The sequence below is a fragment of the Vibrio sp. SALL6 genome (assembly GCF_002002385.1).
In the GTDB taxonomy this organism is placed as follows: Bacteria; Pseudomonadota; Gammaproteobacteria; order Enterobacterales; family Vibrionaceae; genus Vibrio; species Vibrio parahaemolyticus.
Window position 1 is genome coordinate 169,163 of record NZ_MQVK01000023.1, and the last position, 22,645, is coordinate 191,807.

Sequence of the window (22,645 nt, forward strand, 5' to 3'; positions counted from 1 at the left end):
TAGCAAGGATGCTTCTCGTACCATTGAAAACAAAGCACAGTGCTTTGCTGATTCAATTTTCGAGGATCATAAGGACGAATGTTTACCAAGGTGGCCTTGACGAGCTCGACATAGAAAAGCGCATGATAACGATGCATGTTCACCCGATAATTGCGCGCAATAAACCAAAGATGACAGCATGATTGATTCACTACGAACGGATGTTTCGCGAGAAAAGTATGCGTGAGCCTGTGATAAAACACCGCGGCATATCACTGAGGTTAAGCATGCATACCGAAATTGTCTAGGCTCGAAAACATTTTGGTAGGAATCGTCATTCTGAGCCAATTCCTACCAAAAGACTAGTTCCTGTCAGGAACTAAAGAATTTCCGAGAGCGACGATTAATTCCACACAGAATCCACTTCTTCTTGAGTCAGATAACGGTAATCACCCGGTTCTAGAGTGTCATCCAACACGATATCGCCGATTCGCTCACGATGAAGTAGTTCTACTTTGTTCCCAAGTGCAGCAAACATGCGTTTCACTTGGTGGTACTTACCTTCAACGATAGTAAGCAGTACTTCGTTTTCTGCTTCATTCACGATCTCAAGGTGCGCTGGTAACGTCGCTTCGCGTTCGTTTCTCAACTCAATACCTTGCGCAAACTTTTCAACGTAATCAGGTTGAATCGCATCCGCTAGCCACACGCGGTATGTTTTTTCGCATTTGTGTTTCGGTGATGTAATACGGTGAGACCATTGGCCATCATCTGTAATCAACACCAAACCCGTCGTGTCCACATCTAAACGGCCAGCGAAGTGAAGGTTTTCGACTTTAGGTTCATCAAGCAAGACAAAGGCCGTAGGGTTGTAACCATCTTCGTGTGAACAAACAAAATCCGCTGGTTTGTACAACATGATGTAACGAGGCCCAGGCGCACCGACTTCTCGGCCATCCCATTCTACAACACCACCTTCTGGCACTTTGAATGAACCACTTTTTTGTACTTCGCCATCGACGAGCACTTCGCCACTTTTGATGATCTTTGTTGCCTGCTTGCGAGTCGCACCCAGAGCATCACACAAATACTTATCTAAACGCATGAATACCTCATTGAATTATACCCAAGTGATCTCCGAATTACGGTTCAAAGGTCACTTGGGTATAAAAGTCAGGTATTATAGCCTTCCTAGTTCGAATAGTTGAGCAATTTCACATATTTTCATGTACACACTTCGTCCATATCAAGCTGACTCTGTTAAAGCCGTTATTCATTACTTTCGCAAACATTCCACCCCCGCAGTGATCGTACTACCAACTGGTGCTGGGAAAAGCTTAGTTATTGCAGAACTGGCACGCCTTGCCAAAGGGCGTGTGTTGGTTTTGGCCCACGTAAAAGAGCTGGTGGAACAAAACCACGCGAAATATGAAGGCTACGGTTTGAAAGGCGCCATATTTTCGGCAGGATTAGGAAGAAAGGAAACCGACCAACAAGTGGTGTTTGCCTCGGTGCAATCGGTAGTGCGCAATTTGGACTCATTCAAAAACCAGTTCTCACTTCTGGTTATCGATGAATGTCACCGTGTGCCAGACGATAAAAACAGCAGCTATCAAAAAGTGATTACGCACCTTCGAGAGCTCAACCCTGGCATCAAAGTTTTGGGCTTAACGGCAACACCCTATCGTTTAGGAATGGGATGGATTTATCAATACCACACCCGAGGTCAAGTACGCACCGAAGAGTCGCGCTTTTTCCGCGACTGCATTTTCGAACTGCCGATCCGTTACTTGCTGGACGAAAACTTCCTCACCCCCGCACGCATGATGGATGCGCCCGTTTTGTCTTACGACTTCTCGCAGCTGAAACCCGCTAATACCGGACGCTACAAAGAAGCGGAAATGGACATGGTTATCGACAAAGCCAAACGCGCCACTCCTCAGATCGTAGAGCAAATCATTCAATACGCGAGAGAGCGTAAAGGCGTGATGATCTTTGCTGCAACAGTTCGACATGCTCAAGAAATTCACGGCCTGCTGCCAGAAGGCGAAACCGCCATCGTCATTGGTGACACTCCAACGCCAGAGCGCGATGCGATCATTCAAGCTTTCAAAAATCGTGAAATCAAATACTTGGTGAATGTCTCTGTGTTAACCACCGGATTTGACGCGCCTCATGTGGATTTGATTGCCATCTTGCGCCCCACTGAGTCGGTCAGCTTATATCAACAAATTGTTGGACGAGGTTTGCGTTTATCGGAAGGTAAAAATGAATGTCTGGTACTCGATTACGCGGGTAACAGCTACGATTTGTATCAGCCAGAAGTGGGAGATCCAAAACCCGACTCCACCAGCGAGATCATTACTATTCCTTGCCCTGCTTGCGGATTTAACAACAATTTCTGGGGTAAATTGGACAGCAATGGCTTTTTACTCGAACACTTTGGCCGACGATGCCAAGGTTACTTTGAAGATGAAGACACGGGCGAACGCGAACATTGTGGCTACCGTTTTCGTGCCAAATATTGCGGCGAATGTGGCGCAGATAATGATATTGCCGCTCGTATATGCCATGAATGTGATGCAACATTGGTCGACCCAGATAAGAAACTAAAAGAAGCACTGAATTTGAAAGACGCACTGATCTTCGAGTGCACAGAAATGGACTTGTCCGTGTTCAAATCAAATGACGGCAAATCACAGCTCAAAGTCACGTATTCTGGGGAACCATACCAAGGCGAAGGTCATGCATTAGTTCATGAGTTTTGGTCATTAAACACCAAGAAACAGAAGCAAACTTTTAAAGACCAGTTTGTGCGCCCCCACCTTGCAGATAAACATCGCCCGTTTGAAGAAGCATCGCCTACACGAGTCGTCGCCAATCAACACCGTTTCCGTTTACCGCAGTTTGTCATTGCCAGAAAGTCTGGGCGCTTTTGGAAGTTGCGCGACAAGATTTTTGAAGATGAACTTAAATAACGCTCGATTCGCACCAATGAGTTTGCCAAGAGCAAAGTGAATGTGACTGAACCGACAGTTCACACGATGATTCACTTTCTGTTCATGTACAGCTAGATATAATTTTGCCAACTCTTCAGAAAAGGTTTTGCTATGTATAAACCAGTGACCTCTCAAAATCTTGCGTTGTTTTTCAGCCTCGCCCCGATGCTGATTTCTGCACCAAGCTTCGCGCAGCAAAATGATATTTACACCACGCAAAATGGCCACGCCATCTTGCAAGATGTCGAAAAGCCCGGCACACGTATCGAATTTGATGAAGACCAGGATGAGGTCTACCGCGCCGTACAAAAAGGCTACATTCGTCCCTTCTCTGAGCTTTACGCGGCCGTCGAAAATGACCTTTATGGTCGCATCATCAAAGTCGAGCTTGAAGAAGATGACAATGAATGGGTTTACGAACTGAAAATACTCTTCAACAATAGTGTGTTGAAGGTCGAATATGACGCTGCCACATTGGAAATGCTGGAAGTCAAAGGTCGAAACTTCAATAAAGCTTTAAAACCACCACAAAACTAAATAATAAGAAACGCTGCCATGAAAATACTTGTTGTCGAAGATGATCCTCGTCTAGGCGAGCAAATTATCGAAACGTTGGAAAATAACGGTTGGGTACCTGAGCTATCACAAGATGGCATTGACGCGCTCTACCGAGCGACATCCGAAGAATGGGACGCGATTGTACTCGACCTTGGTCTACCGAAACTCGATGGCTTGACCGTTTTAAAAGGCATTCGAGATGAAAACATCAACACTCCGGTCGTGATCCTAAGTGCGCGTGATACCTTAACTCAACGAGTAGAAGGCCTAAACGCAGGCGCCGATGATTACCTGACTAAACCGTTTGAAATGGTTGAGCTTATCGCTCGTCTTCGCGCCCAACTACGCAGAGCATCTGGTAACGCTTCTCCGGTCATGCAAATAGGCGATTTAAGCCTAGATACCAGAACCTCAAAAGTGATGTGGCAAGGCCAAGCAGTGAGCCTAACAGCGCTGGAATATAAAGTAGTCGCTTACTTTATGCATAATCCTGAAAAAGTCATTTCACGCACGGAGCTTGTGGAGCACATTTACAAGCAAGACTTTGATCGTGATTCCAACACAATTGAAGTATTTATCGGTCGTATTCGTAAGAAAATCGCTCCAAAAATCATCAAAACCGTGCGTGGCTTAGGGTATCAACTGAATGCCGAATAAGAACAAACTGCCGCTGCATGCCTTAAAACGCTTAAGTATCAAAAGCCGATTGGTGTTGGCGGCGGTTGTGTGGCTCACCGCCATGATCCTTGCTGCGGGTGTCACCATTCCTACCCAAGTTTATAACTATATGGTGGACGACACGCGCTCCCAACTGAGCATCTTTATGGATGAAATCGCCGCACAATTGGAAGTCGATCATACAGGCCATCTTTCGTTAGCTGCTCAACTGTCGGATCCTCGCTTTAGTCGCCCGTACAGCGGCTTATATTGGAGTGCATCGACAGACTCAAGCCTCGAACGCTCTCGCTCGTTGTGGGATAAAAGAATCGAGTATAAAGAACTCGATAAAGATGCTTATGGTGCAAGAGACGAAAAACTGATTACTCTGGAAAAAGCGCTATATCTACCCGACTACGATGGTCCAATTCATATCATCGTAGGTATCGACGAAGAGCCAATAAAAAGCACACTGCAAACCCTTATTGGTCAACTCTGGCTAATTCTAGGATTGTTGTTTGCTGGCGTTCTGACTGTCATTCTCTTGCAAATCGTTTGGTCATTGAGTCCATTAACTAAACTTCAAAAAGAGCTGGCAGAGCTCAAAGCTGGAAATAAAAAGAGTTTAGAAGAAACTTATCCGAAAGAGATTTCGCCGCTTATTTCTGACCTCAATGCTCTGCTTTTCCACTATCAGGAGTTACTGGAGCGTGCGCGTAACCACGCGGGTAATTTGTCACATGCACTCAAAACGCCGCTATCTGTGTTAAAAAATGAAGTGCAAACGCTAGAGCCCAAAACGCAAGCACGCTTAAACGCCCCACTCAACCAGATTCAAGATCACATCGACTATCATTTAGGTCGCGCTCGAATGGCGGGTTCCATGAACATCCTTTCTGTCAAAGCCAATCCAGCAGAGCGAGTGGATGCTATCTCAATGGCGTTCGATAAAGTCTATGCCGAACGAGACATCACCTTAGTTAATGAGCTTGATTCTGAGTTGAATGTTGCTGTCGAAAAAACCGACCTCGACGAAATGATCGGTAACTTGCTTGAAAATGGCTATAAATGGGCAAATAGCATGATTCGCGTCCACTCTACTCAGGATAAGGATAGTATCCACCTGATTATCGAAGACGATGGGCCTGGAATCCCTCAAGCGCAATTAGGCCAAGTCATCAAACGTGGTGTCAGATTAGACGAAACAACGCCAGGTTCTGGGCTCGGTTTAAATATTGTGAGTGAAATGGCGCACAGCTATCGAGGCCAATTGGCTTTGGAAAAGAGCAAAATAGGTGGTTTAAAAGCCACATTAACGTTGCACCGTAGCCGTACTTAAAACGAATCACGAAAGACTCTTTTTCATCGGTAAACGCTAATCAAACCGATGAAAATAGAAGCGATACGAGCATTTTTCACGCTAAGTGATGAAAACCATCAACTTCGGATCCGCCAAATGATGTGTTTTTATTGATTTAGATACGATTTGGGTTGCCCAATTCTAAGTGGAATGATAGTATCCGCGCTCGCTTGAACAGTTCCTGTTTCAAGCTTTACCACGAACAACAAGGTCGCATTGTTGATTGTGAACATTTGATTTTTACTAATTTGAGAGTAAATACTATGAAATTCGAAGCAGTAGTACGTACTGAACTAGGTAAAGGTGCGAGCCGCCGCCTACGTCACGCTGGCAAATTCCCTGCAGTTGTATACGGCGGTGAAGAAGCAGCAGTAGCTATCGTTCTTAACCACGACGACATCGTAAACCAAATGGACAAGCCTGAATTCTACGAAGGCATCGTTCTAGTTATCGATGGCAAAGAAGTTAAAGTTAAGCCACAAGACGTTCAACGTCACGCGTTCAAGCCAAAAGTTGAACACATGGACTTCATCCGTATCTAATTCCCTACCAAGGAATTAGTCGGATTAAATCCAGACCTTTTGCATAAAAGATAATCGGATTTACCAACCGAGACATCTAAAAAATTTCAAAACCCCGGAGTCTTACCACCTCCGGGGTTTTACTATATATGGCATTTGATTTACGAACGGGCAATGTACTTCATTAAAGTGAGGTCAGTCAGCGTCATGCTATCAATGACTTCGGATTCTTCTTCCCCGGTACGCACAAAACCACACTTCTTGTAAAAATTCAGCCCTTGCTTATTAGTGTTCAGTGCTTTCAGACTTATCTGCATTACTGGCGTAGAGAGTAGACGTGTTTCGAGCTCATCTAACAGTGCGCTTCCTGCCCCTTGCCCATAATGTAACGGCGAGACATAGCAACACGTTACCAACGCCGTTTTATCTTCACTGGTGTGGTTAGGCAACTCGTAACTTAAAAACCCGACGATTTCCCCTTGTTTCTCAACCACGATCAATTGAGCCAGTTGCTCCGTCATAACTCGTGTCCACATCCTTTCTCGGCGCTCAATGGTAAACTGCTCTATATAGCTTTGTGGCATTAACCCTTTGTACGCCACCTGCCACGAATCGACATGTATTTTAGCAATTTGAGCTGCTTCTTCTCTGACAGCATTCCTTACTGTGTATCCCATTACTTTCCTTTCTATTCATCCTGAGTAAATACGCGCAATCGGTTATAAGCTTCAAATCCCAAAGATTCGCACAACTTAATCGAAGGTGTATTTTCGATATTTACTCGGTATCTCACTTTACGATCTCGCGTTTTAACCTCCGCCACTAAGTGTGAAAGCAAGCGCTTACCGTACCCTTTTTCTCTCGCTTTAGGGCTAACCAGTAACGATAACGACTCAAATGGCTCCTTTCCTTCGTAGCAATATGACGCTAATGCCGCAACCAATTTACCCTCTTCTAAAATGCCATAGAAGAAGTGGCTATCGAGCTCGAAATCGGCTTTCTCAATATCTTCTGCGCTGTTACTACGTAAAAATGCGTCAAGCAACTCATTGTCAGATTCAATATTCAAAGTGAACACATCAGCATCTTTATTGAAGGTATTATCATTAAATAAATGATAGTCGACGTCGTCATATTCGCAGAATAATTGCAGGTTATTTAATTTTCTCTCTAGCTCACTCGGCTGAAAATGTTTAATTTTATGCCAGAGATTTTCCGGACAGGATAAAAGAGTAAACGCATCAGATTGGAATAAATAAACAGCGGTGTGTTCGGAAAACCTTTTCCAAAATTGAGAGTCATAGTAATAACCGTTGTACGGTTTTTGACTGAGTTCAAACTGATTGCGCCAAGAGCAATCGATTTCTGCTGTTTTCGCAGATGATTTTATAAGCATCCCTACCTCTCTACCTTTGCAGTAGAAAATTATAACTATTTGTTTCGTAGGAACTTAGAAAAACATGAATTTGGCAAAATAATAACCTAACTTAGCGTCATACCTCACCAAAATGCGTATTGATTCACATAAACAACACACATTCAATTAACTGCCTCACAAAAAATAGCTTAAGCCACATAAAATAAATGCTAAATACCAATTCTGTTTATTTATAGACATAGTTTGCATGCTTATTAATTCGTATCTTCGATAGAAGTATAAATAAGAGATAGATCACTAAACTTTCACATTAATTCCGTATATTTCACGCCGTAACAATAACAAAATCACAAAGAAAGGATCCCTTATGAAGTTTTCCAAATCTCTATTGGTAGTGGCAGTGGGCGCTGCGCTAGCAGGATGCGGCTCAGACAGCGACAATTCACCAGTAACCTGTGAGACTGCAGATTCTTGTACTAAATTCACCGTTCTACACACTAACGACAACCATGGCCGCTTTTGGGAAAACAGCAAAGGCGAATACGGCATGGCTGCACGCAAAACTTTGATCGACTCTATTCGTGCAGAAGTGGAATCAAGCGGTGGCGAAACCATTCTATTGTCTGGCGGTGATATCAACACAGGTGTTCCTGAGTCAGACATGCAAGATGCAGAACCGGACTTCATAGGGATGAACCTGCTTGGTTACGACGCAATGGCTGTCGGTAACCACGAGTTTGATAACGCTTTAGATGTTTTGAACAAGCAGATCCAATGGGCTGACTTCCCTATGCTCGCTGCAAACATCTACAAGAAAGACACCGATGGTAAAGTAACCGATGAACGTTACTTCGCGCCTTACAAAGTCTTCACGATTAACGGACTTAAAGTTGCGGTTGTTGGCCTAACAACAAAAGATACAGCGAAACTGGTAAACCCAAGTAACGTTGCTGATATCTACTTCGAAGATCCTCAAGTTGAAATCAAAAAAGTACTTAAGGAAATCGAAGCAAACGAAACTGTCGATCTAGTTTTTGCAACAACACACATGGGTCACTACCAAGATGGTAACCATGGTAGCGAAGCACCAGGTGACGTTTTATTAGCGCGTTCTCTTGAAGAAGGCCAACTAGATGCAATTATTGGTGGCCACTCACAAAACCCAGTATGTATGGAGCCGGGTACTAACGAATACGCAGACTTCAAACCAGGTGACGAGTGTGCTCCAGACCAACAAAACGGCACATACATCATGCAAGCGCATGAGTGGGGTAAATATGTTGGTCGTGCAGACTTCGAATACTACGATGGCAAACTACATCTAGCAAACTACGCTTTGATTCCAGTTAACCTAAAGGCAAAAGATGCGAACGGCGACTACCAATTCATCGCTGAAGAAATCAAGCCAGATGCTGTAGTTAAGCAAATTCTTCGTACTTACCAAGAGCAAGGTCAAGATCTGCTTGACGTTAAAGTATCTTCTACGGATGGCAAACTTGAAGGCGACCGCGGTGTAGTTCGCTCACAGCAAACGAACCTTGGCCACCTACTAGGTGAAGCGTACCGTACATACGAGCTAGTGAAAGCAGACTTTGGTGTGATGAACTCCGGTGGTGTTCGTGATTCAATCCAAGCTGGCGATATCACTTACCGTGATGTACTAACAGTACAACCATTTGGTAACTTCGTAACAAAAGCGACCATGACAGGTAAAGAAGTAAAAGAATACCTAGACGTCGTTGCTACGAAATCTGCGGGTTCTGGTGCTTACGCTCAACTAGACAACATCACTCTAGATGTAGATTGTGATGCTGGCTCAGTAACTATTACTGACATTAACGGTAAAGGCTTCAACCTAGACGCAACTTACACGTTCGCTGTAATTAGCTTCAGCGCTGCAGGCGGTGATGACTACCCAGTTATCCAAGTTGAATCAACTCAAATGACAGACGCATCAGTACTGCGTGAGTTCTTCGTAAACAACCCGCAAATCTCGGCGGATAGCTACAACAAGAACCTAGACAACATCAAGTACTTCAGCAATAGCCAAGCAGTGAAAGGCTGTCCTGCAACTGGTAGCTAATACTCTACACCTTACGCTCTGACTAGAATGGTTCTATCGAATCAATCCGTCAGAGCTCCTAAATCAAAACCGAAGCTTTGTGCTTCGGTTTTTTATTTTCGATAAATTGCTGATAATTCTCCACCTTCACAATCTGTTCAAAAATTGTTCACTTGTGTTGTTGACGCCCCTGTGCTGGGCTTCTATGTTTGATAAGGTCTTTCAAATATGCAGGCTCATCGGCTAAATTTCGCGAGACATTTTTATTCGCATAGTCAATGATTCTGAGAAAGATGTGAATGGCGTTACAAACACTGCTCTCAAACAATTTGTCTTTGGACTTCAAACGATGGTGATGTGCCTCCACGCGCACGCCAATGAGCAGCGATCTGGACGTCAATGTGTTCAAACTGCTGCCATCGAGTTCTGGAGGTCAAAAATGAAACGAGCCAGCAATAGCTACAGACTCCAAATGATCAAAGAAGTGGTCATCCGCCGAGAGCGTGAAGCATGTACCGACCCTATGGCAAGGTACATTCACCAGTTAATGGATGAGCTTCCAACAAGCAAATTAGAGGTTGAGCTCAACCATCGATTTGCAGGAAATCACTTTGACGAACAAGCGGGAGGCTGGGTTAGCGACCGTTGGTCGATGAAATAACGCCAATTACCGATTTATAGGGAAAAATGGATAGGAGATTCCCGGTTCTTAAAGGATACCTTGCCGGGCCGGGAATATGTAAAAAGCAGAAGCAAGAACGATGGCGTGTCCTCACCTTAATTAGAAATGCTTCTAAAACAAATCTTGTTGAGGTGATGAACTATCTTGAAGCTGTTCTGGCTTCGTCTTCCCTGCCAACATCTTTCTTCTGTATCTTTGACGACACAACTTAATAACGTGCAACTGCTGAGCGGGGGTTAAGTTCAGCCAATTAAACCGTTCGTCTCTTTTTCTCATACACCCCTTGCAATACCCTTTTTCATCGGAGGTACATACTCCAACACAAGGGCTTGGGACAGTGAAAAATTCCAGTTGCTCCATACTATAAACGCTCTTTCCATGCTAGGGCGTGTTTGCCTAGTTTAAATAACTAAACGAGAAGATTACTCACCGACAAAATCTGTTATACACTTCGTTATGTCAAAAACATACGAAACCATAACCGTATGCTGACAAAAACAGTGTTTTATTACTTATACTTACCGCGTTTCTAAAAACGGAGTCTATAAAATGAAGCTTAGCCTAAAAACGTTAGTTACAGCAATCTCTCTCCCTGTTCTTATGACTGCTTGTGCTAGCAACGGTGATGATGTGAAAGAAATTACGGCTCAAGATTTACAGCACCACAACTGGGAACTTGTTCAAGTTGATGGTAAGAATATCGTTCTAGACGAAAATCAAAAAGCGGCTCGCCTAGAAATCGGTGAAAACCTAACAGCAAACGGCAATGCGGGTTGTAACAACTTCTTCGGTCAAGCTGAGCTGAAAAACAACCAACTACGCATCGAGAAAATGGGCATGACCATGAAGATGTGTATGGAAGATCAAATGAAGATCGAAAATGCAATGACACAAACACTATCTAACTGGAGTGACATCACTCTAACTAAAGATGGTCTTGTTCTGAAAAATGCCGATCATGAATTGACGTTTACTTTACGTGACTGGGTAAATTAATCCCAAGTCAGTAAACAAAATCATTTTTAAAAGCAGCCAACGGGCTGCTTTTTTTATACCTAAATTACGTGCCCTACTTTATGAATCAATGCCGCTAAACTTTCTACTTCCAACTTCTTCATTACATTGGAACGATGTACTTCTATAGTACGAAGCGAAACACACAGTTGGTTCGCCATATCCTGATTTTTCATCCCTTTAACCACCAGAATCAGTACTTCTTTTTCTCTTCTGGTAAGGCTTTGAAGAGTTAGTTTTGCACTTTGTTTTTCTTGGTTTTTTAGTGAACATTCCATAGCATTATCGATTGCCGCCACTAAAGTATTACCGTCCACAGGCTTTTGAAAAAAGTCCAACGCGCCTTCTTTTAAGGCGTCGACTGCCATTGGAATATCACCATGCCCAGTCAGATATATAACGCTGATTGGACTGCATTGATTACGCATTAGCAGGTGAAGCTCCTGCCCACGCATTTCTGGCATTCGGCTATCCAACAATACACATCCAGCTTGATGCAGATTCACACTCTGTAAGAAATCTTGCCCGTTTGAATAGACATCGACGCTATAACCATAACTTTCTAACATAAAAGCCATTGATTCTAAAACAGGCACTTCATCGTCAACGATATAAAGTGGACAAAGATTACGACTCATTCTGAGCTTCCTGATACGGTAAAACGATAGTCACTTGGCACCCAAATGGGTCAATTGACCTAAAATTGATGGAACCTTGGTGCGCTTCAATTACATCGCGACAAATAGCAAGCCCTAGCCCTAGGCCATTTTCCTTCGTGGTATAAAAAGGCTGATCAAGAGGGGTATTTTGCTCTTCGAGCCCGACCCCGTTATCCATGACATCAATGATGACAACGTCATCACAAAAGCTGACATGGAGATCAACAAACAACTCTTTTTGCGAAGTCGAATGAGCAAGACAGGCATCTTTGGCGTTATTAAGCACATTAATGATCACCTGTTGCAATCCAGTCACATCCGCATAAACGTTTTGTACCTCGCCCGAATACATCACACCTAGTTGGATATTGTGACGTTGGAACTCATAATCCACCAACTTCATTGCATCATTGATGACGGCAGGTAAGTCAACCCAGCTTTTCTCGATTGGCGTCCGGTGAATCAAACTACGTAAACGCTGCACTATGTCACTCGCAGACGTCACTTGTTGTTGAATTTTCTCTATTATCGGCAACATTTCCTCGGGTGTAGTGCCTTGCTCCATCCGCATCTTTGCACCTTGGCTGTAGTTTTTAATCGCAGCCAATGGTTGATTAATTTCATGTGCGATACTGCTGCCTAATTCTCCCACAATCGTAATACGTTGAGCGTGTTCCAACATGCTACTCTTGCGACGTAAATCATTGAGGGTAGCTTTCAACTTTTCTCTACTACGTTTGAACGTCCACTCTAGCCAAAAGTGATAGATAGTCAGTAACACCAATGTTAGCAGCGCTGCGATAGCGACTGCTTGGTTTTTATGTAGCCACTCTTGAACCTTTTGCGCCCAAGGTTTCTGTAAGGGATGTAAGTCCAAATGTTTGTAGACTTTATCTACGTTAACGCTAGGCGCAGGTAGCGTCCAACCCACATTGTTGGCAGCAATAGCGGCTGAATGATCTGCAGGCATTGCAAACAGGGTTTGTGCGACCTTTTGCCCAACATCTACTGGAGCACGCTCCGTCATGGCCATGGTCCAATTTGGGTACAAAGGAGTACTAACTGCGCAAACCGAATCAGCAGGCCTTCTTTCGTTGAGCACTCTCAAATTATGCAGCTCTATCTTGCCTTCGGCCGCCATGTTTTCCAGCGTACAAGCAGGAACAATTGCAACATCAATTTGGTCGTCGATCACATCGAGAATCAACTGATCGGTCGGTGGGCCAGTAAAATGGATTGTTTCAAAGAACGATGAGTTGAAATACCCAAGCTTGTCGAGCTCATAACGTAGAGCAAGAAAACCACCAAACGCCTTTTCTGATACAGCGGCGATACTGGCTTCATTGATGTCTCTCAGTGTTTTAAAAGGCGATTCTTCACGCACAACAACGACTGATGCTATCGACTTGTTCGGCACATTGCTGTAAGCCGTTTTCTGCGTTGCTAGCCAGTTAATAGGGTACTCACGAGCAAGCTTAGTTGCCTGTCCTGGGCTCGTTAATATGAAATCCAACCAACCGTGTAAAAAGGCTTCTTCTAGTTGGTCAAAATCGTAAGTATGTAAGTTGAATTCATAGTTAGGGTTTTGTTCTTCCAACCATGTCATTGTGGGTTGCCAAGATTCTTTAGCGTGAGAATGCCCTCTCAATGCCAACACACCTACATCAAATGTTGTCCTATCAGGCTGATGTTCTGCTTTGACTTGAGAAATACAGGTAAAACAAACAAATACAATAAAATAAAGGAGTTTTTGAAAATAATTTTTAGTCACTTAATAAAGCACAACGACTGCGTATTGGTTTCGCATTTTAGCACCGTTCCCCTCTCTAACTTTGTTGCTTTAGATCAATCCCACATCATTATTGTGGGAAACCACAATACCGCCTAACTATTGATTTCCTCAGAATGCCTTACCCACAAAGGGGTAGAGCGCATTTCCGCTTATTTTAAGCCATGAACACCAAAAATGATTAAGAAACGTTCATGCCTGTACTCCCCCTTCAAAAGCATTCTATCTGTCGAAACATCAAGGATTCGGCAGCAAAACTTTAAATTAAAATACGGAAGCAACTCATGAAAAAATCGACAATTGCGTTGGGTGTGTTGGCCGCTGTCGCAGCGGTTGGCTACTCAGCTTACAATACGATGTTCTCTGCTGAGGCTGTAATAGTGGATGCTGCTGCTCAAGAGCAGAAGTTCACACAATACGCTCACCCAGAACACTTCATCTCTGCACAACAACTGAAATCGCTGATGGATGGTGACAAAGACGTGGTTGTGATCGGTGCGCTAAACCCTATCAAACCAGATAGTCCTATTTCTGGTTCTTACACTATGTGGCGTAACGATTACTCAGCGGCTGAAGAGACCTACGACTTCGGCGGTATGAGTAATAGCACAGAAGAAATGGAAACAATCCTAGGCAGCTTCGGCGCTACAGCAGACAGCACAATCGTCGTCTACGCTGCGGGCTCACACCACGATGCTGCGCGTCTTTACTGGCAAATCCATAACCTTGGCCATCAAGATGTTCGTTACCTTGACGGGGGCTTGAACGCTTGGATGGGCGCTGGCTACCCAACTGGCTCTGCAAACCAAAGCGTTGCAGCGGTTGAATACAACGCACCTAACACACGGCAAGATAACAATGCCCTAGCAACGCTAGACATGGTTATCGCAGCGCAAAACAACCCTGATTGGGTGATCCTAGATACTCGCGGCAACGACGAGTTCAACGGTGAAGTTGCGGTTTCTGGCGCATACGGTCCGGGCACTATCCCAAGCAGTGTTCACATTAACTGGACCAAAGCGTTGAACGAAGACACAACGCTGAAATCAGCAGAAGAACTGCAAGCCCTTTATGGCGACATCATCAAAGGTAAGAAAGTTATCGCTTACTGCCAGTCTGGTGTTCGTTCTGCCCACACCACCATGATTCTTACTGAAGTACTAGGTGCAGAAGGCGTTTACAACTACGACGGCTCATGGATCGAGTACAGCCATGCTCACTACGAGCAAAAGAATCCTGAAGTGAACGTTATCAACGGCAAGAGCTAATCAACACGGAAACCGCAGTTAATGAACAATGTAATTTTTAGCCAAAAGCTATACGACACCGCGCAAATGATTGTCGATGGCTGTATGGGTGATGCCGATCCGGCATGTCAAACCGCATGTCCAATGCACACAGACGTAAAGCAATACCTTCGCATGGCGGGTGAAGGTAATTTTCAAGGTGCTCTGGATCTGATCCGCAGCAAATTATTTCTTCCTCAAACGCTTGGCCGCATCTGTGCACACCCTTGCGAGGCTTCTTGTCGTCGTAACACTGAATTCGGCCAGCCGATCAGCGTTGCAGGCATCAAACGCTTCGTCGCAGAAAAACTGGATAACCAAGATCACTGGGATCTTAACATTGCACCTCTGACTAACAAGCACATCGCGATCGTAGGTGCCGGCCCTGCTGGCGCGCAAGCAGCTATTGAGCTTCGTCGTCAAGGCCACGAAGTAACGATTTACGAAAAGCTAGACGTTTACGGCGGCATGATGCGTGTGGGTATCCCTGAATACCGTCTACCACGCGATGTTATCGATTTCGAATACAGCTACCTAGCGATGCTGGGTATCAAAACTCAGTTTGGCGTTGAGATCGGCAAAGACATTAGCTTCGACACTCTACGTAGCGAACATGATGCTGTGATTCTGGCTCACGGTGCACACGTCGGTTCGATCATCCCTCTGCCGGGTCATGACAACGATGGCGTGTTTTCTGCGGTTGAATACCTAAAAGAGATTTCTGAAACTCGCCAATTTCCACGTGCAGGTAAACGAGTGATGGTTATCGGCGGTGGTGACGTTGCTATGGACTGTGCGCGCTCTTCATGGCGTATCGGTGCAAGCGACGTTTACCAATGTTCACTTGAGAGCCTAGAGAACCTACCTGCAAGCCAAATCGAAATCGATGAGTCGCTAGAAGAAGGTGTCGAGTTCAACGCAGGTTGGGGCCCTGTTGCTATCGAACACGAAAACGGCAAAGTAACCGGCATCACTATCAAGAAAGTCCTGTCTATCTTTGATGAGCAAGGCAACTTTGCACCTCAGTACAGCGAAGAAAGCAAAACCATCTCTGTAGACACCATCGTTTTTGCAACCGGTCAAATCGTGGCAGACATTACTGACGGTGCACTAGAGCAAACTCGCGGTGGTCGTTACGTGGTCGATAAACAAACACTAGCATCGAGCCTAGAAGACGTCTTCGTAGCCGGTGACGCGTGTGGCGGTAACATCGTGATTGAAGCGATGGCATTAGGTCGTAAAGCCGCAATGAGTGTTGAGCGTTTCCTAACGACTCGCCCACTAACTGAAGACCGCGACTTTGAGCAAGAATACAGCTACTCATCTCGTCTAGACGTACCACTACCAAAAGGTACGGTAGATACCCCTCGCCTACACGGTGAATTGCGTGATGCTGAAGAGCGTAAACAAGACTTTGCACAAGTGGATTTAGGCTTTACTGAAGAACAAATCAAACAAGAAGCATCTCGCTGTCTGCAATGTAGCTGCAAGCTATGTATGACCGAGTGCATCATGATGAATGACTTCAGTGACTGTCCAAAGACCATCTTCTCTGACTTCGTGAACAACAAGTCGATGGATCCATTGCTGGCTTACTCATGTAACGCCTGTGACCAGTGCACCATCGTGTGTCCGAAAGACTTCCCGATGAAGGAAATGTTCCTAGGCGCACGTGCTGACTTTGTTAAGGCAAACAATGGTGAATCACCAATGCCGGGTCATAAAGCGATCAATATGCACCAGAAACTGGGCTTCTCAAAAATCTTCACTATGGCAAAACGAGCGGTATCGACAAAATGAGTAATAAAGTATTTATGCCAGGATGCAGTTTGCCATCCTATTCACCAGAAGGCGTAGCGGCCATTGCGAGCTACCTAAAAGAAGTATTCCCAGAAATGGGCGCAGTACAGAAATGCTGTGGCAAACCGACCGCGGCTATCGGTCAAACAGAGAAGTTCAAAGAACGCTACGGCCAGCTTCAAGCAGACTTCGACAAGCTAGATGCACAAGAAGTCATCGTGGCGTGCCAAAGTTGCTACGGCATGATCAAAAAATCTGGCGGCACACAAAAACCAGTATCTTTGTGGAAGCTACTTCCTGAAATTGGTTTACCGGAAGAACTGCGCGGCAAAGCCAAAAACAGCGACGTAGTGTTTACCATTCACGACTCTTGTTCAACTCGCTACGAGAAAGAACTGCAAGACGGTATCCGTTGGATATTAAACGAACTTGGTTACAAAACCTCTGAGCCAGAACACACACGTGAAAACACGCGCTGTTGTGGTTTCGGTGGCATGGTCGTGCCAGCAAACCCTGACGTAGCAACACGCGTAATCAAGCGCCGTGTCGAAGAATTCGAGACAGACTACGTTGTGGTTTACTGCTCGGCTTGTCGTGCATCCATGATGGGTGTTGGTACGAAATCTTGGCACATTCTAGATCTAATGTTCGGCCCGGTGATCATGCAAGGCGATGAACCGCCAGTCAACGTACTCGCTAGCCCTGTGAAAGCTTGGTTCAACCGCTACAAATCAAAAGCGGGTCTGATCAAGTGTATGTCTGTGTAGCTATGTCTATGTAACTACTTCTTTGTAGCTATATCTTTTTAATTATTAGGTTTAAGTGAAGTTGAACTTATGAAATTCGTAAAAATCGCTCTTATCGTCGCTGTTGTAGCTATTGCTCTGTTCGCGGCAAAACAAACTGGTATTCTTGAAATCATCACTGACATCAAGAGCCTACAAGATTGGATCGCAAGCTTTGGCGTGTGGGGCTACGCCGTATTCGTAGCAGCATTCGTGTTTGCGTGTGTTTTCCTACTACCGGGCAGCGCTTTCACCATTGTGGCAGGTATCGTATTTGGCCCTATCAAAGGCGGTATCTTAGCGCTGCTTTCTGCAACGCTTGGCGCAGTAGCGGCATTCATCGTGGCACGTTTCCTACTGCGCAACACCATCATGAAAAAGTTTGGCGACAACCCAATCTTCAAGAAAATCGATGACGGTGTAGCAGCAAACGGTACAAGCTTCTTAATTCTGACTCGTCTTGTGCCTGTCTTCCCTTTCAGCCTACAGAACTACGCTTACGGTCTAACCAGCCTAAACCTAGGCACTTACGCACTGGTTTCTCTACTGACAATGGCGCCAGGCGCATTCATCTTCGCTTACATGGCGGGGGATATTGCGACAAACGGCGTGTCTGTGATGTTGCTAGTGAAATTTGCGGTTGCGGGTCTTGTGCTGTTTGGTATGTCTCTGATTCCAAAATACATCGCGAAGAAAAAAGGCATCAACATGGAAGAATTAGCGAAGTAGTCCGGTCTATCCAACATTGATGCTAAAAGAGTGCAGCTATCGTGCTGCGCTCTACCCTTTACATCATTGATAGTAATTCCCTGAATCAATTAATAAATCCTATTGGGATTCACATTGATAATGCCGCGAGATAGATTACTATCCTTGTGAAGGACAGAGGCCATTCGCTAACAAACTCAGCGAAGCTTCAAACAAGAACCAGAAGAAAAACACGGACTACGTATGAAAAAGCTACTCAGTACCATTGGCATTTTAGCCACCACTTTTGCGACTTCATCTTTTGCTGACTCATCGGCCACTAGTGAATGGCAAAAAATCGAACAACAAGCCGACGGACAAACCGTCTATTTTCATGCTTGGGGTGGTAGCCAAGAGATCAACCGCTATATCCAATGGGCAGGAAAAGAGCTTAAATCTCGCTACAACGTGACGCTAAATCACGTGAAAGTCACTGATATTTCTGAAACTACCACTCGCCTAATCGCAGAAAAAGCCGCAGGCAAAAACAGCGGTGGCAGTGTTGATATGGTTTGGATTAATGGCGAGAACTTCAAATCAATGAAGGATAACCAATTACTGTTTGGTCCTTTTGTTGAAGGTTTGCCAAGCTGGCAGTACGTTGATAAATCATTGCCAATTGATGTGGATTTTTCAGAGCCGACTGAAGGTCTGGAAGCACCTTGGGGTGTGGGGCAATTAGTGTTTATTCACGATGAGCAAACCCTGCATAACCCTCCTCGATCTTTTGCTGAAATGCTGAGTTACGCAAAAGCGTTTCCAAATCGCCTAACTTACCCTCGCCCACCAGAGTTTCATGGGACAAGCTTTATTAAAGCACTGTTGATTGAGTTGACCAACAACGATCCCGCTTTGCAAAAACCAGTCACTGGTGAAACATTTGAGCAAATCACTCAACCGCTATGGGCTTACCTAGATGAGTTCCATAAAGTTGCTTGGCGTGGCGGTAAGCAATTCCCAGGAGGGACGGCTGAAACGCTTCAATTACTGGATGATGGTCAGATTGATCTTGCGATTACCTTTAACCCAAACGCGGTTTTTTCTGCGCAATCGAGTGGTAATCTTGCAGAAAGCACCAAAGCGTATGCGATGGACGCAGGTGCACTCTCAAACATTCACTTCTTAGCGATTCCTTGGAACGCAAATGCCAGTGCCGGTGCGCAAGTTGCGATAAACTTTTTATTGAGCCCTGAAGCACAATCTCGCAAAGGTAACCTTAACATCTGGGGCGATCCTTCAGTGCTAAACAGCCAATACCTAACAGGTTCGGCTAAAAATACTCAACAATTCAAATCTATCGCTGAGCCGCATCCGAGTTGGCAATCTGCCTTAGAAAAAGAATGGTTGAAACGCTACGGGAATTAATAAGAGCCCATGTTAAGAGCGCTATATTTAGTCATTATCGCTGTTTGTATTTTACCTACCATTCCGGGACTACTCGGAGTGGTGGTTTCTGCGCTCGGTTATGTACCTCCTATCGGCTTGCACCACTTTTCTTTGGATGGCTTTAACGCTGTTTTTGATTGGGAGGGTGTTTGGACATCCATCGGGCTGACTTTCTACTCTGCCATTTTTAGTAGCTACTTGGCTTGCTTGATCACATTTGCAATTTTGCAAGCATCGTGGGGCAGCAAGTTTTGGCGAAAAATTGAAGTTAGCCTCTCGCCACTTCTCGCTATGCCGCATGTCGCGTTTGCAATTGGCTTTGCGTTCTTGTTTGCACCAACAGGTATGGGCGTTCGTGTTCTCAACCAACTGTTTGGTTACGATCCCAATGCACAAACGGTGAATGACTTAACATTGCTGATTAAAGACCCGCATGCACTCGGTTTGGTCATCATGCTTGCGATTAAAGAAGTGCCGTTTTTATTGTTGATGAGTATTCCAATTCTTCAGCAATTGAAAGTCGATAAGATTGAAAAAGTCAGTCATTCGATGGGCTACAGTTCGGCGCAAGCGTGGTGGAAATGCGTATTCCCACAATGGATAGCAAAACTGCGCTTTCCAATGCTGGCGGTATTGGCTTACAGCTTGTCGGTTGTTGATGTTGCATTGATTATTGGCCCTACCAACCCACCGACGTTTGCAGTTTTGGTATGGCAGTGGTTTAACGATCCTGATTTATCACTTCTACCAAGAGCTGCCGCAGGCGCGGTCGTGTTGTTTGCTATCGCTAGCCTTTTGATTGGATTTGCACGCTTAATGGAATGGTGTATTACCAAAGGCTTCAAACGCTGGCAGTACTCTGGTCGAAACGGGTTTCGTTTACCCGGTAAAACCCTATTTTCACTGATTGCGCTACTTGCACTTCTAATGATTCCACTCATGGTGGTGTGGAGCTTTGCTCAACGCTGGCGCTTTCCAGATTTACTACCGAGCCGCTATAGCCTGCGTTTTTGGGAATACGAATGGCACAACATTCTTGGCACACTGGAGCAGAGCATGCTAATTGCCGTTATCAGCGCGACCGTCGCTCTAGCCCTTGCCTTGATCGCACATGAGTATCGCCTTCGTTATCGCTGGCAGGTGCCCGGTTACATCATCGCCATCCCAATGCTGATTCCTCAGCTATCCGTGCTATTCGGTATGCAAGTAGTGACGCTGTACTTAAACAGTAACGCGTATTTCTTTTGGGTATGCTGGGCGCACGTATTCTTCGCGTTCCCATTTATTTACCTCTCGCTAGACGGTCCATGGCGCAGCTTCGATAACGGCTTAACTCGCGTCGCACTCAGCTTGGGTAAATCACCGATGCAAGCTTGGCTAAAAGTGAAACTGCCAATCCTCCTACCTGCGATTGCATTCGCATGGGCTGTCGGGATTAGCGTAAGTCTGGCGCAATACCTGCCGACATTGGTGCTAGGGGCTGGGCGCATTAGCACCATCACCACCGAAGCCGTTGCGCTATCCAGTGGTTTTGACCGACGTGTCACCGCGATTTACGCCATTTGGCAAGCACTCTTGCCGTTCTTGTTCTTCTCTTTTGCGATACTACTAAGCCGCTTACACGTGAAGTATCGCCGCTTGTCTATAAAAGGTTTACTACTGAATGAGTCTTTGTCTCGAAAACCTCGCCATCCGTAAAGCCAATGGCGACACGCTTTTTTCAGCGTTCAACATGACCGTAGAGAAAGGTGAAATTGTTACTCTGATGGGACCAAGCGGCTGTGGTAAATCCACTTTGTTGGATGCCATAGCTGGGCACCTATCCGCTGAGTTCAACTACTCTGGATCCATTACGCTTGATAACGAAAAGTTGGATGCCCTCCCTGCCCATAAGCGTCAGGTCGGTATTCTGTTCCAAGACGATTTGCTCTTCCCTCACTTGACGGTTTGGGAGAACCTTGCCTTCGCGCTACCAAACTCAATCAAGGGTGAGGAGCGTAAAGCACACGCCATGCAAGCACTGAAGAACATTGCATTGACCAAACTTGCCGAATCCTTCCCAGATCAAATCTCCGGAGGACAACGTGCCCGTATTGCTTTGACTCGTATGCTGTTGGCAAAGCCGAAAGTTGCGCTACTCGATGAGCCCTACAGCAAGTTAGATAAAGATCTGCGCGTACAATTTCGCAATTGGGTGGTCGAGCAATTGCAGCAAGCGAACATCCCTACTTTGATGGTAACGCACGATGAAGACGATATTCCCAATGGCAGCCGCTGCCTAAACTGGCCGTGGGAGACAAATCATGCTTGATAGCCTGAGTATAAAGCTCATCCGCAAACCGCTGGCACTCAGTGCGACATACCTCGACAAATGTGGCATCACCGCAAACCAAACGACAGCATTTGGTTTTGTGCTTGGCTGCTTTGCCCTACCGGCTTTGATCACCGAACAATACTTGTTGGCATTGCTGTTTATTTTGCTGAACAGAATCTGTGATGGATTAGACGGTGCACTGGCGAGGATTCAAGGCATTACTGATGCGGGCGGCTTTCTCGATATCAGCTTAGATTTTCTGTTCTATTCCCTGATTCCTTTTGGTTTTGTGTTAGCAAACCCAGAACAAAATGCCATTGCAGGGGCATTTTTGATTTTTTCCTTTGTCGGAACGGGAAGCAGCTTTTTGGCTTTTGCCATCATGGCAGGGAAACAAGGCATCGATAATCCGGTGTATAAACACAAATCTCTCTTCTACATGAGCGGTTTAACCGAAGGCACGGAAACCATCGGCTGTTTTGTGCTGTTTTGCCTGATGCCCCAGCACTTTTCGGTCATTGCTTACATTTTTGGTGCGGCATGTTGGTTTACCACATTTACGCGAATTTACTCTGGGTTTCATACGCTAAAAGGCCGTTAACATCGCTCAGAAATGTACGTATTCTTGAGAAAGAACATCACTAAGCGACTGTTTATTAACGCATCAAA

The 22,645-nt window shown here is 45.2% G+C and carries 22 protein-coding genes; 16 read left to right on the plus strand and 6 right to left on the minus strand.

Features of this window, described 5'->3' with window-relative positions; genetic code table 11:
• Positions 1-382: 382 nt before the first annotated feature.
• Positions 383-1,084 (minus strand): 16S rRNA pseudouridine(516) synthase RsuA, encoded by a 702-nt coding sequence (gene rsuA, locus BIW15_RS15445; protein WP_020840423.1) that lies wholly within the window; start codon positions 1,082-1,084, stop codon positions 383-385.
• Between the two features lie 121 nt (positions 1,085-1,205).
• Here rsuA and BIW15_RS15450 point away from each other — a divergent pair, with 121 nt between their 5' ends.
• From BIW15_RS15450 to rplY, 5 genes are all read left to right on the plus strand, one after another.
• The gene (locus tag BIW15_RS15450) at positions 1,206-2,957 is read left to right on the plus strand and encodes a DEAD/DEAH box helicase (RefSeq protein ID WP_005489009.1); all 1,752 of its coding nucleotides are present in this window, start codon (positions 1,206-1,208) and stop codon (positions 2,955-2,957) included.
• Between the two features lie 132 nt (positions 2,958-3,089).
• The gene (locus BIW15_RS15455; protein WP_045587737.1) at positions 3,090-3,515 is read left to right on the plus strand and encodes a PepSY domain-containing protein; all 426 of its coding nucleotides are present in this window, start codon (positions 3,090-3,092) and stop codon (positions 3,513-3,515) included.
• 18 nt (positions 3,516-3,533) lie between these two features.
• Positions 3,534-4,193, plus strand: a complete 660-nt coding sequence (locus BIW15_RS15460; RefSeq protein ID WP_005478918.1) for a response regulator transcription factor — start codon at positions 3,534-3,536, stop codon at positions 4,191-4,193.
• Complete coding sequence (locus BIW15_RS15465; protein ID WP_077281257.1) at positions 4,183-5,532, plus strand: ATP-binding protein; 1,350 nt, start codon at positions 4,183-4,185, stop codon at positions 5,530-5,532. The genes BIW15_RS15460 and BIW15_RS15465 overlap by 11 nt, the downstream gene beginning before the upstream one ends.
• Before the next feature lie 284 nt (positions 5,533-5,816).
• Positions 5,817-6,095, plus strand: coding sequence for a 50S ribosomal protein L25 (gene rplY, locus BIW15_RS15470; protein ID WP_005378066.1), 279 nt, complete (start codon positions 5,817-5,819; stop codon positions 6,093-6,095).
• Positions 6,096-6,235: 140 nt separating this feature from the next.
• Here the strand turns inward: rplY and BIW15_RS15475 are convergent, their stop codons facing one another.
• Both BIW15_RS15475 and BIW15_RS15480 read right to left on the minus strand, forming a co-directional pair.
• Positions 6,236-6,751 (minus strand): GNAT family N-acetyltransferase, encoded by a 516-nt coding sequence (locus tag BIW15_RS15475; protein ID WP_021449248.1) that lies wholly within the window; start codon positions 6,749-6,751, stop codon positions 6,236-6,238.
• Between the two features lie 11 nt (positions 6,752-6,762).
• Positions 6,763-7,470: a GNAT family N-acetyltransferase gene (locus tag BIW15_RS15480; protein ID WP_025558539.1), complete on the minus strand. Its 708-nt coding sequence runs from the start codon at positions 7,468-7,470 to the stop codon at positions 6,763-6,765.
• 349 nt (positions 7,471-7,819) lie between these two features.
• Between BIW15_RS15480 and ushA the strand changes: the two genes are divergently transcribed.
• Positions 7,820-9,535 (plus strand): bifunctional UDP-sugar hydrolase/5'-nucleotidase UshA, encoded by a 1,716-nt coding sequence (gene ushA, locus BIW15_RS15485; RefSeq protein WP_005495634.1) that lies wholly within the window; start codon positions 7,820-7,822, stop codon positions 9,533-9,535.
• A 418-nt stretch (positions 9,536-9,953) separates the two neighbouring features.
• Positions 9,954-10,175: a hypothetical protein gene (locus tag BIW15_RS25145; protein ID WP_005462330.1), complete on the plus strand. Its 222-nt coding sequence runs from the start codon at positions 9,954-9,956 to the stop codon at positions 10,173-10,175.
• Positions 10,176-10,307: 132 nt separating this feature from the next.
• On the opposite strand, the gene BIW15_RS15495 is transcribed toward BIW15_RS25145, so the two are convergent.
• On the minus strand, positions 10,308-10,556 hold the full coding sequence (locus tag BIW15_RS15495; RefSeq protein WP_077281258.1) for a DUF1289 domain-containing protein: 249 nt from the start codon (positions 10,554-10,556) through the stop codon (positions 10,308-10,310).
• A gap of 189 nt (positions 10,557-10,745) precedes the next feature.
• On the opposite strand from BIW15_RS15495, the gene BIW15_RS15500 reads away from it, so the two are divergent.
• Entirely contained in the window at positions 10,746-11,192 is a 447-nt protein-coding gene (locus BIW15_RS15500; protein ID WP_005486896.1) for an META domain-containing protein, read from the plus strand.
• Positions 11,193-11,251: 59 nt separating this feature from the next.
• On the opposite strand, the gene BIW15_RS15505 is transcribed toward BIW15_RS15500, so the two are convergent.
• Together BIW15_RS15505 and BIW15_RS15510 are read right to left on the minus strand one after the other, a co-directional pair.
• Complete coding sequence (locus tag BIW15_RS15505) at positions 11,252-11,848, minus strand: response regulator transcription factor (RefSeq protein ID WP_077281259.1); 597 nt, start codon at positions 11,846-11,848, stop codon at positions 11,252-11,254.
• Positions 11,838-13,580 carry a sensor histidine kinase gene (locus BIW15_RS15510; RefSeq protein WP_256857006.1) on the minus strand — a complete coding sequence of 581 codons (1,743 nt, stop codon included), beginning with the start codon at positions 13,578-13,580 and terminating at the stop codon, positions 11,838-11,840. Before BIW15_RS15510 ends, BIW15_RS15505 begins: the two co-directional genes overlap by 11 nt.
• A 362-nt stretch (positions 13,581-13,942) precedes the next feature.
• Here BIW15_RS15510 and BIW15_RS15515 point away from each other — a divergent pair, with 362 nt between their 5' ends.
• The 8 genes from BIW15_RS15515 to BIW15_RS15550 all read left to right on the plus strand — a co-directional run bounded on the left by BIW15_RS15515 (position 13,943) and on the right by BIW15_RS15550 (position 22,577).
• A complete protein-coding gene (locus tag BIW15_RS15515) occupies positions 13,943-14,926 on the plus strand; it encodes a sulfurtransferase (RefSeq protein WP_025515771.1) in 984 nt (327 codons plus the stop codon).
• 21 nt (positions 14,927-14,947) lie between these two features.
• Positions 14,948-16,744: an FAD-dependent oxidoreductase gene (locus BIW15_RS15520; protein WP_077281260.1), complete on the plus strand. Its 1,797-nt coding sequence runs from the start codon at positions 14,948-14,950 to the stop codon at positions 16,742-16,744.
• On the plus strand, positions 16,741-17,511 hold the full coding sequence (locus tag BIW15_RS15525; protein WP_021454244.1) for a (Fe-S)-binding protein: 771 nt from the start codon (positions 16,741-16,743) through the stop codon (positions 17,509-17,511). The genes BIW15_RS15520 and BIW15_RS15525 overlap by 4 nt, the downstream gene beginning before the upstream one ends.
• Positions 17,512-17,580: 69 nt before the next feature.
• The gene (locus BIW15_RS15530; protein WP_021484793.1) at positions 17,581-18,258 is read left to right on the plus strand and encodes a TVP38/TMEM64 family protein; all 678 of its coding nucleotides are present in this window, start codon (positions 17,581-17,583) and stop codon (positions 18,256-18,258) included.
• A gap of 222 nt (positions 18,259-18,480) precedes the next feature.
• On the plus strand, positions 18,481-19,641 hold the full coding sequence (locus tag BIW15_RS15535) for an ABC transporter substrate-binding protein (protein ID WP_065788040.1): 1,161 nt from the start codon (positions 18,481-18,483) through the stop codon (positions 19,639-19,641).
• A 9-nt stretch (positions 19,642-19,650) separates the two neighbouring features.
• Positions 19,651-21,360 (plus strand): ABC transporter permease, encoded by a 1,710-nt coding sequence (locus BIW15_RS15540; RefSeq protein ID WP_077281261.1) that lies wholly within the window; start codon positions 19,651-19,653, stop codon positions 21,358-21,360.
• Positions 21,326-21,973, plus strand: a complete 648-nt coding sequence (locus tag BIW15_RS15545; RefSeq protein WP_020903950.1) for an ATP-binding cassette domain-containing protein — start codon at positions 21,326-21,328, stop codon at positions 21,971-21,973. Before BIW15_RS15540 ends, BIW15_RS15545 begins: the two co-directional genes overlap by 35 nt.
• The gene (locus tag BIW15_RS15550) at positions 21,966-22,577 is read left to right on the plus strand and encodes a CDP-alcohol phosphatidyltransferase family protein (protein ID WP_077281262.1); all 612 of its coding nucleotides are present in this window, start codon (positions 21,966-21,968) and stop codon (positions 22,575-22,577) included. Before BIW15_RS15545 ends, BIW15_RS15550 begins: the two co-directional genes overlap by 8 nt.
• Positions 22,578-22,645: the final 68 nt, after the last annotated feature.